This is a genomic window from Tepidimonas sediminis (assembly GCF_007556605.1).
Classification (GTDB): Bacteria; Pseudomonadota; Gammaproteobacteria; order Burkholderiales; family Burkholderiaceae_C; genus Tepidimonas; species Tepidimonas sediminis.
Map to the genome: position 1 here is coordinate 21404 of NZ_VJND01000005.1, position 14808 is coordinate 36211.

At 72.5% G+C, this 14808-nt stretch carries 16 protein-coding genes; 7 read left to right on the forward strand and 9 right to left on the reverse strand.

From position 1 onward, the window contains the following. Positions 1 to 5: 5 nt before the first annotated feature. The 3 genes from purE to Tsedi_RS05375 are packed head-to-tail and all read left to right on the forward strand — an operon-like array spanning position 6 to position 2733. Positions 6 to 515: a 5-(carboxyamino)imidazole ribonucleotide mutase gene (gene purE / locus Tsedi_RS05365; RefSeq protein WP_143894388.1), complete on the forward strand. Its 510-nt coding sequence runs from the start codon at positions 6 to 8 to the stop codon at positions 513 to 515. Then, positions 512 to 1720 carry a 5-(carboxyamino)imidazole ribonucleotide synthase gene (locus Tsedi_RS05370; protein ID WP_143894390.1) on the forward strand — a complete coding sequence of 403 codons (1209 nt, stop codon included), beginning with the start codon at positions 512 to 514 and terminating at the stop codon, positions 1718 to 1720. Before purE ends, Tsedi_RS05370 begins: the two co-directional genes overlap by 4 nt. Then, positions 1717 to 2733: an L-threonylcarbamoyladenylate synthase gene (locus Tsedi_RS05375; RefSeq protein WP_425472731.1), complete on the forward strand. Its 1017-nt coding sequence runs from the start codon at positions 1717 to 1719 to the stop codon at positions 2731 to 2733. Before Tsedi_RS05370 ends, Tsedi_RS05375 begins: the two co-directional genes overlap by 4 nt. A 19-nt stretch (positions 2734 to 2752) precedes the next feature. On the opposite strand, the gene Tsedi_RS05380 is transcribed toward Tsedi_RS05375, so the two are convergent. The 5 genes from Tsedi_RS05380 to Tsedi_RS05400 all read right to left on the reverse strand — a co-directional run bounded on the left by Tsedi_RS05380 (position 2753) and on the right by Tsedi_RS05400 (position 5440). Beyond that, entirely contained in the window at positions 2753 to 3064 is a 312-nt protein-coding gene (locus Tsedi_RS05380; RefSeq protein WP_425472732.1) for a SemiSWEET family sugar transporter, read from the reverse strand. 2 nt (positions 3065 to 3066) lie between these two features. Then, complete coding sequence (gene minE / locus Tsedi_RS05385) at positions 3067 to 3330, reverse strand: cell division topological specificity factor MinE (RefSeq protein ID WP_143894396.1); 264 nt, start codon at positions 3328 to 3330, stop codon at positions 3067 to 3069. A 5-nt stretch (positions 3331 to 3335) separates the two neighbouring features. Next, entirely contained in the window at positions 3336 to 4148 is an 813-nt protein-coding gene (gene minD / locus Tsedi_RS05390; protein WP_143894399.1) for a septum site-determining protein MinD, read from the reverse strand. Between the two features lie 30 nt (positions 4149 to 4178). Further along, complete coding sequence (gene minC / locus Tsedi_RS05395) at positions 4179 to 4916, reverse strand: septum site-determining protein MinC (protein WP_143894401.1); 738 nt, start codon at positions 4914 to 4916, stop codon at positions 4179 to 4181. 326 nt (positions 4917 to 5242) lie between these two features. Continuing rightward, complete coding sequence (locus tag Tsedi_RS05400) at positions 5243 to 5440, reverse strand: heavy-metal-associated domain-containing protein (RefSeq protein ID WP_143894403.1); 198 nt, start codon at positions 5438 to 5440, stop codon at positions 5243 to 5245. A 118-nt stretch (positions 5441 to 5558) separates the two neighbouring features. Between Tsedi_RS05400 and Tsedi_RS05405 the strand changes: the two genes are divergently transcribed. Both Tsedi_RS05405 and Tsedi_RS05410 read left to right on the forward strand, forming a co-directional pair. Continuing rightward, positions 5559 to 7835: a heavy metal translocating P-type ATPase gene (locus Tsedi_RS05405; protein WP_143894405.1), complete on the forward strand. Its 2277-nt coding sequence runs from the start codon at positions 5559 to 5561 to the stop codon at positions 7833 to 7835. Between the two features lie 69 nt (positions 7836 to 7904). Further along, entirely contained in the window at positions 7905 to 8489 is a 585-nt protein-coding gene (locus Tsedi_RS05410) for a hemerythrin domain-containing protein (protein ID WP_143894407.1), read from the forward strand. Positions 8490 to 8511: 22 nt separating this feature from the next. Here the strand turns inward: Tsedi_RS05410 and Tsedi_RS05415 are convergent, their stop codons facing one another. Next, the gene (locus tag Tsedi_RS05415; RefSeq protein WP_143894409.1) at positions 8512 to 9882 is read right to left on the reverse strand and encodes a transaminase; all 1371 of its coding nucleotides are present in this window, start codon (positions 9880 to 9882) and stop codon (positions 8512 to 8514) included. A gap of 43 nt (positions 9883 to 9925) precedes the next feature. Here Tsedi_RS05415 and Tsedi_RS05420 point away from each other — a divergent pair, with 43 nt between their 5' ends. Further along, positions 9926 to 11173: a YbfB/YjiJ family MFS transporter gene (locus Tsedi_RS05420; RefSeq protein ID WP_143894410.1), complete on the forward strand. Its 1248-nt coding sequence runs from the start codon at positions 9926 to 9928 to the stop codon at positions 11171 to 11173. On the opposite strand, the gene Tsedi_RS05425 is transcribed toward Tsedi_RS05420, so the two are convergent. Further along, the gene (locus Tsedi_RS05425; RefSeq protein ID WP_143894412.1) at positions 11149 to 11451 is read right to left on the reverse strand and encodes a DUF4148 domain-containing protein; all 303 of its coding nucleotides are present in this window, start codon (positions 11449 to 11451) and stop codon (positions 11149 to 11151) included. The two genes, Tsedi_RS05420 and Tsedi_RS05425, sit on opposite strands and share 25 nt — an antisense overlap. A gap of 148 nt (positions 11452 to 11599) precedes the next feature. On the opposite strand from Tsedi_RS05425, the gene Tsedi_RS05430 reads away from it, so the two are divergent. After that, positions 11600 to 12529 carry a LysR family transcriptional regulator gene (locus Tsedi_RS05430; protein WP_143894414.1) on the forward strand — a complete coding sequence of 310 codons (930 nt, stop codon included), beginning with the start codon at positions 11600 to 11602 and terminating at the stop codon, positions 12527 to 12529. Positions 12530 to 12656: 127 nt separating this feature from the next. Here the strand turns inward: Tsedi_RS05430 and Tsedi_RS05435 are convergent, their stop codons facing one another. Next, the gene (locus tag Tsedi_RS05435) at positions 12657 to 13649 is read right to left on the reverse strand and encodes a porin (protein ID WP_143894417.1); all 993 of its coding nucleotides are present in this window, start codon (positions 13647 to 13649) and stop codon (positions 12657 to 12659) included. 173 nt (positions 13650 to 13822) lie between these two features. Next, positions 13823 to 14794 carry a hypothetical protein gene (locus Tsedi_RS05440; protein WP_143894419.1) on the reverse strand — a complete coding sequence of 324 codons (972 nt, stop codon included), beginning with the start codon at positions 14792 to 14794 and terminating at the stop codon, positions 13823 to 13825. Positions 14795 to 14808: the final 14 nt, after the last annotated feature.

Consider the following 14808-nt stretch of genomic DNA (forward strand, 5'->3'; position numbering starts at 1 on the left):
TCGCCATGTCCAGCAGCAACGTCCAGGTCGGTGTCGTCATGGGGTCCAGCAGCGACTGGGACACCATGCAGCACGCGGTCGCCATTTTCCAACAGTTCGGCATCGCGCACGAGGCGCGCGTGGTGTCGGCCCACCGCATGCCCGACGACATGTTCGCCTATGCGGAGGCCGCCGAGGCGCGCGGGCTGAAGGCCATCGTGGCCGGCGCCGGCGGCGCGGCGCACCTGCCGGGGATGCTGGCGGCCAAGACCACCGTGCCGGTGCTGGGCGTGCCGGTGCCGAGCCGCCATCTGCAGGGGGTCGACTCGCTGCACTCGATCGTGCAGATGCCCAAGGGCGTGCCGGTGGCGACGTTCGCGATCGGCGCGGCAGGGGCGGCCAATGCGGCGCTGTTCGTGGTGGCGATGCTGGCAAACGAGGACGCCGCGCTGCGCCAGCGCCTGCAGGCGTTCCGCGCCGAACAGACCGCGGCGGCGCGCGCGATGACGCTGCCGCCGGCCGGAGCGGCCCGATGAGCGGCGTGATCCTGCCCGGGCCGCTGGCCGGCGGCGGCCGCCCGGCGACGCTGGGTGTGCTGGGCGGCGGCCAGCTGGGCCGCATGTTCGTGCACGCGGCGCAGGCGATGGGCTTTCAGGCCGCGGTGCTCGATCCCGATCCGGCCAGCCCCGCCGGGCGCGTGGCCGACGTGCACGTGGCCACCGCCTACGATGACGAGCAGGGGCTGGCGCAGCTGATGCAGCGCTGCGAGGCCGTCACCACCGAGTTCGAGAACGTCCCGGCGCAGGTGCTGGCCAGCCTGGCGGCGCACCGGCCGGTGGCGCCGGGTGCCGCGGCGGTGGCGGTGGCGCAGGATCGCCGCGCCGAAAAGGCGCACTTCGCCGCCAGCGCGCGCTCCAGTGGCATCGGGCCGGCACCGCACGCGGTGATCGAGGCGGAGGCTGATCTAGCGCGCGTGCCCGAGTCGCTGTTGCCCGGCATCCTCAAGACCGCGCGCCTGGGCTACGACGGCAAGGGTCAGCGGCGCGTGACCCGTCGCGACGAACTGGCCGTCGCGTGGGCCGAACTCGGGCGCGTGCCGTGCGTGCTGGAGCGGCAGCTGGCGCTGCGCGACGAGCTGTCGGTGATCGTGGCGCGCGGCGCGGATGGGGCGATGGTGGCGCTGCCGGTGCAGCGCAACCTGCACCGCCACGGCATCCTCGCGGTCACCGAGGTGTTCGACGGCCTGCTGCCGGCACGGCTGGCGCAGCAGGCGCTGGCGGCCACGCAGGCCATCGCCGCCGAGCTCGGCTACGTCGGCGTGCTGTGCGTCGAATTCTTCGTCGTCGACGACGGCAGCGCCGACGGCGCGCTGGTGGTCAACGAGATGGCGCCGCGGCCGCACAACAGCGGCCACTATTCGATCGACGCCTGCGACGTGTCGCAGTTCGAGCTGCAGGTGCGCGCGCTGGCCGGTCTGCCGCTGGTGGCGCCGCGTGCGCACAGCGCGGCGGTGATGCTGAACCTGCTGGGCGACTTGTGGTGGCGCGACGGTGAGCCGGTCACGCCGGACTGGGCGGGGGTGCTGGCGCTGCCCGGGGTGCACCTGCACCTCTACGGCAAGCTCGACGCCCGCCCGGGCCGCAAGATGGGGCATCTGACCGTCACCGCCGCCGACGGGCACGAAGCGCGGCGCGTGGCGCTGCAGGCGGCCGCCCGATTGGGCCTCGCGCCATGGCGTTGATCCGCGACGCGCAGGGCCCGGGGCGGGACGCCGCCATCGCCGAGGCGGTGGCGCGCCTGCGCGCCGGGCATCTGGTGGCGCTGCCGACCGAGACGGTCTACGGCCTGGCGGCCGACGCCGATCAGCCGCAGGCGGTGGCGCGCATCTTCGCCGCCAAGGGCCGACCGAGCGACCACCCGCTGATCGTGCACGTGGGTGGGGCAACCGCGGCCGAACGGGATGCCGCCGTGGCGCACTACGCCGCCGCGATCCCGCCGGTGGCGCGCACGCTGATGGCGACGTTCTGGCCCGGACCGCTGACGCTGATCCTGCCGCGCCGACCTGGCGTCGCCGAGGCCGCCGCCGGCGGTCAGCCCTCGATCGGCCTGCGCTGCCCGGCGCACCCGGTGGCACAGGCGCTGCTGGCCGCCTGCCGCGCGGCCGGCATCCTCGGCCTGGCGGCGCCCAGCGCCAACCGCTTCGGCCGCGTCAGTCCGACGCAGGCCGCGCACGTGGCCGCTGAGCTGGGGGCGCTGTCCGAGGCCGAGCTGCTGATCCTGGACGGCGGGCCGTGCCCGGTGGGCATCGAATCGACCATCGTCGACTGCACGCGCGGCACACCGGTGCTGCTGCGGCCCGGCATGATCGGCCGCGACGCGCTGCAGCGCGCAACCGGCATCACCGTGGCCGACCGCGACGAAGCCGCCCCGCGCGCCTCGGGGACGCTGCCCTCGCATTACGCGCCGCGAGCCAAGGTGCGGCTGATGGACGCCGTCGAGCTGCAGACGGCGCTGGACCTGCTTGGTGCGCAGGCGCAGGCCTTGGCGGTGTACCACCGCAGCCCGCTGCGCACCGTCAGCCCGCACGTGCGCCTGCGCCGCATGCCGCAGGAGGCCGAGGCGGCGGCACGCGAGCTTTTCGCCACGCTGCGCGAGCTGGATGACGACGCCACGCGCCTGATCTGGGTCGAGCGGCCGCCGGCCGACCCGACTTGGGACGGGGTGCGCGACCGCCTGCAACGCGCTGCCGCGTGAAACCGGCCAGCCACCCTCCTCAACGACCGGTGCGGCCGGACGGTGACGGCCGATCATGCGCAGCCGATCGGCGCGGGCCGTAGCGCAGCCGCATGGTCAGGATCAGCAGCGCCAGCGTCAGCGTGATCGCGTTGGCGACGATGATCGGCCAGGCGCGCAGCAGGATGCCATAGACGAGCCAGAGGGCCACGCCGAGCGCGAACAGCGCGTACATGCCCGGCGAGATGCCGGCGACGTCGCGCGTGCGCCACGTCAGCCACGCCTGCGGCACGAAGCTGATCGTGGTCAGGGTGGCCGCCAGCGTGCCGATGACGTCGGTCCAGAGCGACAGCGTCACGGCCGCGTGTCCGGCAGCTCGATCTTGACCTCCAGCACCTCCAGGTCGTCGTGACGCTCGAGGTTGACCTTGATGTCGTCCGGGTGGATCGCGATGTACTTGCCGATCACCGCCACCAGGTCACGCTGCAGCGCCGGCAGGTAGTCGGGCTGGCCGGCGTTGCGCCCGGCGCGCTCATGCGCCAGGATGATCTGCAGCCGCTCCTTGGCGACGGCGGCGGTCTTCTTCTTCTCGCCCAGCAGGAAAGACAGCAGCGACACGGGACTCACCTCCCGAACAGGCGCTTGAAGAAGCTGGGCTTCTCGGCCTCGATGAAGCGCAGCGGCTTGTCCTGGCCGAGGAAGCGGTCGACGACGTCCTTGTACGCCTCGGAGACGTCGGTGCCGTGCAGGTGGATCGCCGGAATGCCCTGGTTGGAGGCATTGAGCACCGCTTCGCTTTCCGGGATGACGCCGATCAGCGGAATGCGCAGGATGTCCTGGATGTCCTGCAGCGACAGCATCTGACCTTCCTGCACGCGGTTCGGGTTGTAGCGCGTGATCAGCAGGTGCTCCTTGACCGGCTCGCGCCCCTCGATGGCGCGGCGCGTCTTGGAGGCCAGCATGCCCAGGATGCGGTCGGAGTCACGCACCGAGGACACCTCCGGGTTGGTGACGACCAGCGCCTCGTCGGCGTAGTGCATCGCCATCAGCGCGCCGGTCTCGATCCCGGCCGGCGAGTCGCACACGATGTACTCGAAGCCCATGCCGAGCAGGTCGTGGAGCACGCGCTCCACGCCCTCCTGCTTGAGCGCCTCCTTGTCGCGCGTCTGGCTGGCCGCCAGCACGTACAGGCTGTCGACCTGCTTGTCGCGGATCAGCGCCTGGTTCAGGTTGGCCTCGCCCTGGATCACGTTGACGAAGTCGTACACCACGCGGCGCTCGCAGCCCATGATGAGGTCCAGGTTGCGCAGGCCGACGTCGAAGTCGATGACGACGGTCTTGTGGCCTTTGAGCGCGAGCCCCGTGGCGAACGAGGCGCTGGTCGTGGTCTTGCCCACGCCGCCCTTGCCGGAGGTGACGACGACGATCTTGGCCATGGATGGTGTGCTTTCGTTCGGGTATGAGGTTCAGTTCAGGGGTTCGAGGCGCAGCGTCTCGCGCCCCTCGGCGTGCACCAGCCGCACCTGCGTGGCGCGACCGCGCACGGCGTCAGGCCAGCCGTGCTCGGCGGTCTGATAGACGCCGGCCACCGATACCAGCTCCGCCTCGAACGCCAGCGCGAACACGCGCGCCTGCGCGTCACCGCGCGCACCGGCCAGCGCGCGCCCGCGCAGCGGCGCGTAGACGTGCACGTGACCGTCGGCGATGACCTCGGCGCCCGGGTTGACCATCGCCAGCACGACGAGGTCGCGCCCGCGCGCGTACACCTGCTGGCCGGAGCGCAGCGGGCGCTCCACCACCAGCGCCGACGCCGGGGCGGGCGGCGGAGCCGGGGCGACGGACACCGGGCTCGCCGCGGCGCGTGCGCCGGACGGCGCCACGTCGGTGGCGGGCAGCAGACCACGGCCGCGCAGCGCCTCGGTCCAGCCGGCGCTGGCGCCGGTGTAGCCGACAGGCTGCAGCCCGATGCCGCGCAGTGCGCGCAGCAGCGCTTCCACCTCCAGCGCCGTCGGATCGTGTTCGGCCGGCCATTGCGCCAGATCCAGCACCAGCGGCTCGCCCTCGAAGAAGCCGCTGCGCCCGTAGCGCTGCTCCAGTTCGGCCAGCACCGCCTCCAGCCGGCCGCCCCGCAGCCGTGCGCACAGCACGGACCAGTCCGTGGGGCGGATCTCGAGCGGGGTGTCGGTGGCGTTCGAACGGTGCATGGTCGGTGGGTGGACAGCGCGCATCTTAGCAGCGCCACCGCAAGCGGCCTGCCGGGTGGTCGGCCTGGGTTCGGTGCGGTTGTCCCTCGTCATCCGCAAAGTTGGTGATTCAGGGTAGTCGTGGTAGCTGGAAGCCCGCACCGCGCCGTGGACAACCGCGATCACGCGCCGTCTGACAAGGATTTGCGCGTGGCATGAGGCTGTGGTCAGTGGCCTGCGTGGGCGGCGCGCCGATGGGGACAAATGCGGCATTCCGGCGCCGCCATGTGGACAACCCGCCGCTTGTGCTGGCGTTGTCCACCGGATTGTCCCCAGGCGGGACGTGGTCAGGACGCGACGGTGTAGCCCTCCTCGCGGATCGCGGCGGCCAGCGCCTCGCGCGGCAGCGCCGATTCGATCTCCACCCGGCCGCTGGCGAGATCGACGTGGACGCGCGCATCGGCGTCGAGTGCGCGGATGGCGCGCTCGATGGCCTTGACGCAGTGCTGGCAGGACATGCCCTGGACCTGGAAGACGTGTGGCATCGCGGGAACTCCTTCTCGACCGGAACGGTGAACGTGCGTGGCGCGCGGCGAAGCGGGCGCGCCGGCCGTGGCATGATAGGCACGCGGGCTCCTGCCCGCCAAGGCGAGCCGTCCCGTCATGGCTGACCCCAATGCTTCCCCCGCGCCGACCGGGCCGTCGTGCGATCTCGGCATCGGTGGCATGACGTGTGCCGCGTGCGTGGCGCGCGTGGAGCGGGCGCTGGCGCGCGTGCCCGGCGTGACGCAGGCGCAGGTCAACCTGGCCACCGAGCGGGCGCGCGTGCAGTGGGATGGCACCGTGCCGGCGGCGGAGATGCGCGCGCGGCTGCAGCGCGCGGTGCGCGAGGCCGGCTACGAGCCGCGTCCGCTGGACGACGACGTCGACGACGAGGCGCGTGCCGAGGCCGGGCTGCGCCGGGAGGGTTGGTGGGTGCTGCTCGGCCTCGTGCTGGCAGCGCCGCTGGTGCTGCCGATGGCGGCGATGCCGATGGGCTGGCACCTGATGCCGCCGCCTCTGGCGCAGTTTCTGCTGGCCACGCCGGTGCAGTTCATCCTCGGGGCGCGCTTCTACCGTGCCGGTTGGGCGGCGCTGCGCCATGGCAGTGGCAACATGGAGCTGCTGGTGGCGCTGGGCACCAGCGCGGCCTGGGGTCTGAGCACCTGGCTGTGGTGGCGCGCGGCACCTGGCGAGACGCCGCATCTCTATTACGAGGCGGCGGCGGTGGTGATCGCGCTGGTGCGGCTGGGCAAGTGGCTGGAGGCGCGCGCGCGGCGTCGCACCGGCGCGGCGATCCGCGCCCTGCAGGCGCTGCGGCCGGAGGTGGCGCACCTGTTGCCCGACGGCGTGCGGCGCACCGAGCCGCAGGACATTCCGGCCGCCGAACTGCTGCCGGGCGACCGGGTGCTGGTGCGCGCCGGCGAGCGCATCCCGGCCGACGGCGTCGTCGAGGCCGGGCAGACCGCCGTCGACGAGGCGCTGCTGACCGGCGAGCCGCTGCCGCGGCCGTGTCAGCCGGGCGACCGCGTGGTGGGCGGAAGCGTCAACGGCGACGGTGCCATCGAGGTGCGCGTCACCGCGGTCGGGGCGGCCTCGACGCTGCAGCGCATCATCGCGCTGGTGCAGGATGCGCAGGCGGCCAAGCCGCCGGTGCAGCGGCTGGTGGACCGCGTCGCGGCGGTGTTCGTGCCGGTGGTGGTGCTGGTGGCGCTGTTCACCTTCGGCGGCTGGTGGGCCGCGGGCGTGCCGCTGGAGCAGGCGCTGCTGCACGCGGTGGCGGTGCTGGTGATCGCCTGCCCTTGCGCCCTCGGGCTGGCCACGCCCACGGCGATCATGGCCGGCACCGGGGCGGCGGCGCGCCACGGCATCCTGATCCGGGATCCGGAAGCGCTGGAGCGCGCGCCGCGCGTGCGTGCGGTGGCGTTCGACAAGACCGGCACCCTGACCGAGGGCCGTCCGCGCCTGGTGCAGCTGGAGCCGGCGCCGGGAGTGGATCCCGAGGCGGCGCTGCGCGCGGCGGCTGCGCTGCAGCAGGGTAGCAGCCACCCGCTGGCGCAGGCGGTGCGCGCCGCCGCCGGCCCCGCCGCGCTGGCCCCGGCGGTGGACGTGCAGAGCGTGCCGGGGCGTGGCGTGCGCGGCTGGGTGGAGGGGGTGCCGCTGGCGCTGGGCAGCCTGGCATGGCTGCGCGAACTGGAGCCGGCGCTGCAGGAGCAGGCGCTGCCCGCGGCGTGGCAGCCGGTGCTGGCGGCGCAGCGCCAGGCCGGCGCGACCTTGTCGCTGCTGGCCTGGCAGCACGAGGGGCGCTGGCGGCCGCTGGCGCTGCTGGCGCTGGCCGACGAGCCAAGGGCCGGCGCGGCCGAGGCGCTGCGGACGCTGCGCCGACGCGGACTGGCGGTGGTGATGATCAGCGGGGACCAGCGGGCAGCCGCCGAGGCGATGGCGCGCCGGCTGGGTCTGCGACCCGAAGCGGGGGAGGTGCAGGCCGAGGTGCTGCCGGGCGACAAGGCCGCGGCGGTGGCGGCCTTGCGCCAGCGTCACGGCGCGGTGGCGATGGTGGGCGACGGCGTCAACGACGCGCCGGCATTGGCCGCCGCGGATCTTGGCATCGCCATGGGCCAGGGTGCCGAGGCGGCGCTGCAGGCCGCCGGCATCACGCTGCTGCGTGGCGACCCGCGCCTGGTGCCGGCGGCGCTGGACATCGCCGAGCGCACCGTGCGCAAGATCCGTCAGAACCTGTTCTGGGCGTTCGTCTACAACGCCGCCGGCATCCCGCTGGCGGCCCTGGGCTGGCTCGACCCGGTGCTGGCCGGTGCGGCGATGGCGGCCAGCTCCGTCAGCGTCGTCTCCAATGCCCTGCTGCTGACGCGCTGGCGGCCACGGCAGGGCGCCGATTCTTGACGCAGGTCAAGCCGCAACGCGCCCGCCGCTGCGAAGCTGCGGTCTGACGGTGGTCGAGGAGGGTTGCCGATGTCCGTTCCGGCTTCGTTGCGCATCATTCGCGAGGAGCACGCCGCGCTGGCGGCGATGCTGCGCTCGCTGCTGTGGCTGATCCGCTATGGTCCCGAGGAAGGGCAGCGCCAGCGCTTCTTCGACACGGTGCGCGCGATGTTGTTCTACATCGACGAATTTCCGGAGCGGCTGCACCATCCGAAGGAGTCCGATCTGCTGTTTCCGCGCGTGGCCAAGCGTGCGCCGGAGCTGCTGCCGGTGATCGACCGGCTGGAGCAGGACCACATGAAGGGCGAGCAGCAGGTGCGCGAGCTGCAGCACCTGCTGCTGGCGTGGGAGTGGCTGGGCGAGGAGCGGCGCGAGGCGTTCGTGCAGGCGTGCGAGCGCTACCTCGGCTTCTACCTGGAGCACATGCGGCTGGAGGAGCAGGAGATCCTGCCGGCGGCGCAGCGCGTGCTGGAGCCGGCCGACTGGCAGGCGCTGGACGAGGCCTTCGAGGCCAACCGCGATCCGCTGACCGGCCACCCGCCCGGTCCGGCCTACGAACGATTGTTCCAGCGCATCCTGGAGGTCGCCCCGGCGCCGATCGGCCTGGGCGCCTGATCGCCGTCGGCGGCGGCCACGCTCACAGGCTGAGCGCCGCCAGCCAGTCGTCGAAGGCGGCGAGCAGCCGCTGCACGTGCGCCGGCCCGGTCGCCGGCGAGCACAGCATCATGCCGTGGAACGGCGTCAGCAGCACGCCGCGGTTCAGCATGAACAGGTGCAGCGCCTGCTCCAGCGCCGGCTGCGCGTGGCCGCGCACGTCGTCGGCGTGGCGCGGCGCATCCGGCATGAACTGCAGCTCCAGCCGCGCGCCCAGCCGCGTGACGGTCCATGGCAGGCGCCGCCGTTGCAGGCGTGCCGTCAGCCCGGCGTGCAGCGCCTCGGCGCGCGCCTGCATCAAGGCGTAGCTGGCCTCGGTGTGCAGATGCTGGAGCGCCGCCCGCAGCGCGGCCAGCGTCAGCGCGCTGGCGGTCAGCGTCGTGCCGATGCCGCTGTGGCCTTCCGGGGCGGTCTCCTTGGCGGTGCGCATGCGCTGCGCCACCTCCTCGGTGAAACCGTACACCGCGCACGGCACGCCCCCGGCCACCGCCTTGCCGGCGACCCAGAAATCCGGCATCACACCGTGCGTGCGTGCCCAGCCGCCGACGCCGCTGGACAGCGTGTGCGTCTCATCCAGCACGAGCAGGGTGCCGTGGCGCCGGCACAGCGCCTGCGCCGCGGGCCAGAAGCCTGCCTGTGGCGGCACGAGGCCGCAATTGGTCAGCGCCGGCTCCGCCAGCAGCGCCGCGACCTGCCGGTCGGCCAGCGCGCGCTCCAGCGCCGCCAGGTCGTTGAACGGCACCACGCGCGTGAAGTCGGGATGGTCGTGCACCGCCCCCAGCACCGAGGGCCGGCGCAGCGTCGCGCCGCTGGCCGGGTCGCGGTCCACCAGCGTGTCGTCCACCGCGCCGTGGTAGCAGCCGTCGAACACCAGCACCTGCGGCCGGCCGGTGATGGCGCGCGCCCAGCGCAGCACGAAACGGTTGGCGTCGCTGGCGGTCATCGCCAGCTGCCAGCACGGCAGCCCGAAGCGCTGCGCCAGCAGCGCGCCCACCTCGGCGGCGCGCTCGTCGGGCAGCATGCAGGTCAGGCCGCGCGCGGCCTGCTCGGCCAGCGCCTGTGCGACGGGCGGCGGGGAGTGGCCGAACATCGCGCCGGTGTCGCCGAGGCAGAAGTCGGCCAGCACGTGGCCGTCGGCGCAGGTCAGTTCGGCGCCGCTTGCCGCGCGCACGAACAGCGTGGCCGGCGTGGGCCAGTCGCGCATCCAGTGCAGGGGCACTCCGAACAGGAAGTGGCGTGCGGCCTGCTCGGCCAGTGCCCGCGAGCGCGGGTGGCGCTCGAGGAAGCACCGACGCTCCTGCTCGAGCAGGCCGTGCAGACGCGCCGGGTCGATCGGGACGGATATGTCGCGCATGGTGAGGCCAGCTTAGGGGTGTCGCGGTTAGGATGGAAGGACCATGTCGCCGCACGCCCAGGGATCCGCTTCGCCGCCGTTGGCGCGCGGCGTGTCGCTGGCGCTGGGGCTGTCGCTGGCGGCGGCGGTGTCGCTCGGCATCACGCGCTTCGCCTACGGTCTGCTGCTGCCGGCGATGCGCGCCGACCTCGGCTGGAGCTACTTGTTGGCCGGGGCGATGAACACCGCCAACGCGGTGGGCTATCTGCTCGGCGCGCTGTCGGTTCCGGTCCTGCTGCGTCGGCTGGGGGCGCCGGCGGTGCTGCGCGGCGGCACCGCGCTGGCCGCGGCGTTCATGGCCGGCAGCGGCTTTGTCACCGACGAGGCCGCGCTGCTGCTGCAGCGGCTGCTGGCCGGGGTGGCCAGCGCCTGGGTGTTCGTCGCCGGTGGCCTGCTGGCGGCGCGGCTGGGGCCGACCTGGCCCCGTCACGCCGGCCTGCTGCTCGGTTTGTACTACGGTGGGGTCGGCCTTGGCATCACCGTCTCGGCGCTGGCGGTGCCCCCGCTGCTGGCCTGGGCGGTGGATCGGCCGCACGGCTGGGCATGGGCCTGGTGGGCGCTGGCGGCGGTGTGTGCGCTGGCGTGGGTCGGGCTGCAGGCGACGGTGCGCGCCTTGCCGCCGGCCGGTGCGGCCGAGGGCACGCCCGCGCCGGCCGGATCGGCGGCCGCACCGCCACGGCTGCTGCGCGTCTTCGCACCGGCGTTGCTTGGCTACGCGCTGTTTGGCGTGGGCTACATCGGTTACATGACGTTCGTCATCGCGCTGCTGCGCGACCGCGGGGTCGCCGACGGCGACGTCACGCTGTTCTATGCGCTGCTCGGGCTGGCGGTGATGGCGTCGGCGCGGCTGTGGTCCGGGCTGCTGGACCGCCACCGCGATGGCCAGCCGCTGGCGCGCCTCAACGCCCTGCTGGGGCTGGCCACGCTGCTGCCCGCGGTGACGCACGCCTGGCCGGCGCTGCTGGCCTCGGGGCTGCTGTTCGGTGCGGTGTTCCTGTCGGTGGTGGCCTCCACCACCGCGCTGGTGCGCCACAACCTGCCGCCGGCGCTGTGGGCGCGCGGCATCAGCCTGTTCACGATCGTCTTCGCCTTCGGTCAGATCGTCGGGCCGGCCGCGGTCGGCTGGATCGGCGACGGTCCGGGCGGGCTGGAGCGCGGTCTGCTCGGCTCGGCCGCCGCGCTGTGGATCGGCGCGGCGGCGGCGTGGCGGCAGCGGGCGCTGCCGCTTCAGCGGCAGTGCGGCAACGGGTAGCGGCCCGGGAAGACTTCGCGGTAGGTGCGGCCGGTCTCGCCGTCAAACGGCAGGTCGCCGCGGCAGCGCGCCTGCTCCAGCTCCGCCAGCACCTCGGCGCGCGTGCGACCCTGGGGCGCCACGGCCTGGCTGGTACGGTTCGCCTGGGTCGCCACGGTCGCCTGGTCGGCGGCCGAGAATTCGCCGCTGGCGGCCGGGAAGCCCGCCGCCCAGCTGGCGGCGCTGGCGGCCAGCAGGGTCGAGATCAGCGCGTTGCGCAGAAAGCTGTCGTACGTCATGGTCCGTCCTTTCATCATCGAAGAGGGTTTCGAGGGATCACGTCCCCGTCGGGGATCGGTGAGACGGACTGTAATGATTTGATAAACAAATAAAAAGACAATTATTTGTAATATACTAGTTCGTATATCAAAATAATTGGTGCCTCATATGGATCGTTTGCAAGGACTGCGCGCCTTCGTCGCGGTGGCCGAGCATGGGGGTTTCGCCGCCGCGGGGCGGGTGCTGGACCTCTCGCCGCCCAGCATCACGCGCCTGGTGGCGGAGCTGGAGGCCGAGCTGGGCGTGCGGCTGTTCCACCGCACGACGCGCCGCGTGGCGCTGACCGAGGAGGGCACGCTGTACCTGGAACGGGTGCGATCGATCCTGGCGGATCTCGACGAGGCCGATGCGCTGGTGGCCCAGCGCAGCCACCGTGTCGACGGGGTGCTGCGCGTGCTGGCCACGCCGATGCTGGCCAACGTGCTGGTGGCGCCGCTGGTGCCGCGGCTGCTGGACGCCCACCCGCATCTGCGGGTGGAGGTGGACGTGCAGAGCTACGGCATACCCGCCGTCGAGGGGCATGACGTGGCGCTGTTCGCCGTCGAGGGCGAGGCCGACACCGGCCTGATCGCGCGCCGCGTCGCCAGCGGCCACAGTGCCCTGGTGGCCTCGCCGGCCTACCTGCGACGCATGGGCGCGCCTGCCCATCCGGCCGAGCTCGTGCGGCATCGCTGCCTGCGCTACCGCGGACTCGACACCCACCGCCACGCCTGGACGCTGATGCGGCTCGACGGGCCGCCGGAGCGGGTGGACATTCCGCTGGAGCCGGTGGTGTGCAGCAACCACGTCGAGACCCTGCTGCGCGTGGCGCTGAGCGACGGCGGCATCGTGGCGGTGGCGCTGGACCTGGTGGCGCAGCCGCTGGCGCAGGGAGCACTGGTGCGCGTGCTGCCCGACTGGGTGGCCGACCGCTGGTCGCTGTACGCGGCGCTGCCGAGCCGGCGTCACCTGCCGGCGCGCACGCGTGTCTTTCTGGAGGAACTGGGCGGCGCGGCGCGTGCGATTCAGTACCGGAGCGGGGGCGCGAGCGCTGCGTGAAACAAAAAGCCCCGCGCGGACGCGGGGCAACGACGTTGTGCCGCGGACAACACGTTGGACCGACGGACAACCCCTTGGAGAGTCGGGTCGGCTGGCGGGCGTGTCAGCCCACCAGCCAGATGGCCGTTCAGAAGTCGTGGCGCACGCCGACGGCGTAGAGGCGCTCGTCCTTGGTCTTGGCGCCAGCGGCATTCTTGACCACCACGTCGCGGTAGCCGGCGTACAGGCGCGTGCGCTTGGACAGGGCGTAGGTGGCGCCGAGGGCGAAGCCGTGGGCCTTGCCGTCCTTGGCACCCGCGGTCGATTTCTTGGTCTTGGCGTGGGCGTAGCCGGCCGACAGCGACCAGGCGCCCACCGGCACGGTCACGCCGAGGGCGTACTCGTTGTCGTCGCCGTTGGCCGCGCTGCCGTTGCGATGGTTGTAGACGGCCGAAAGCGCGAACGAGCCGAAGTCATAGCTGCCGGCCAGGGCGGTGTACTTGTCGCCCTTGTCCTTCTCGTTCTGATGGGCCAGCGCGATCTCGAACGCCTTGTCCTTGTAGCCGAGCTTGAGTGCATGGCGATCGGCGCTCTTGGTGGCGTCCTCGTCGAAGGCGAAATCGAGGCCGGCGTAGAAGCCGCCCATCACCGGGGTGTAGTAGCTGATCTTGTTGTCGAAGCGCGAGGCGTAGTCGCCGCCGGCACCCTTGAACACGCCGTTGCTGGAGGCGGTGAAGGCCGAATCGAAGACGTCGAACTTCTGGCCCAGGGCGCGCACGTCGTCGTAGACGGTGGTGCTGCGGCCGAGCTTGACCTCGCCGAAGCCACCGGTCAGCGACAGGCTGGACTCACCCTTGAAGTACGGGTCCTGCGACGCGCCGGTGTCGGCGTTGAAGCGGTTTTCCAGCTTGAAGGCCGCCTTCAGGCCGCCGCCCAGGTCCTCGGTGCCGCGCAGGCCCCAGCGCGAGGTGGTCAGACCACCGTCGCCGCCCTGGAACATCTGGGTGGTGGAGGTGTTTTTGACCTTGTCCTTGAGGTTGCCCACCGACAGGTCCACGCGACCATACAGGGTCACGCTCGATTGGGCCAGCGCGGCCCCGGCCGCCAGCATGGCGGCCATCGCGATCACAGACTTTTTCATGATGAACGTTGCGTTTCGGGTTGGAGAGGAAGCGATGCCCAGGCTCACCGGGCATCATCCGGATGGGTGATCCCTGCAGGGGTCGGCCACGGACTCGATTGCAGCGCGCGCCCGTGACAGGCCCGTGAAGTCCATCGGGTACGACCCGAGGTGTGGCGTGTGCGCAACGGGCGTCACGGCTGCGTGCCGAACACCCGGATCGTCCACGGCTCCGAAGCGCGGGCATCGACGATGACTTCGACGGCGCGCACGTCGGCCGCGCCCGGCACCTGCAGACGCGTCAGGTTCAGCACCGGCTTTTTCTGGTGCTTGAAGGGGTTGTCGAAGGCCAGCACGTGGCTGTCGCCGTGGATCAGCAGCACCGGCCGGCCCCACTGCGCCGCCAGCGGCACCAGCGTGTCGCCGATGCTGGCGGCAAAGCCCGAGTGGCGCGGGAACGTCTCGGGCGGCTGCTGGTTGTCGAACGGGTCGGCCTGCATCGCCACCACCATGGCCCGCGCGTGGCGCTGCTGCGCCAGCTCGAAGGCGGCGCGCAGCCAGGCGACGTTGGCGCGGTCGCGCGCGAAGAATTCGGCTGCGGCCTTGGGGTCGCGCGTCTCGAAGTTGTTGTTGCTGCCCACGATGTGCACGGTGACGAACAGCACGTCGCCAACCCACCAGCGCTGGTTTTCCACGTAGTCGGCGAAGGCGGGCATGACGGTGGACTGGTTTTCCACCGTGATGGGCTGCTGGCCCAGCGAACGGCCGGGGGTGAAGAAGCGCTGGCGCAGCGTGGCCAGCCGCTCCAGCGGGTCGTAGCCGCCGTTGTTGGCGCGGTGGCAGTCGGTCCACTCGTTGTCGCCCGGGGTGTAGACCACGGCGCCGCGCCAGCGGCCAAAGTGCTCCAACTGGGCGGAAAACTCCTCGTTGCTGCACAGCGTGGAACCAGCCTTGAAATCACCGACGTGGATCGTGAAGGCAGGCTGCAGCGCGTTGACGCGTTCGATCAGCGCGCGGTAGGGCCGGTAGCTCTTGTCCGGCGCACCGTAGGGCATGTCGCCCAGTGCGACGAAGCGCACGGTCTGGGCCGCGGCGGCGCCGGACAGCACAAGCGCTGCGACGGCAAGGCCGCCGTGACGCAGCACGGAAAACGGGCAAAAGCGCATGGTGGGTGCTCCTC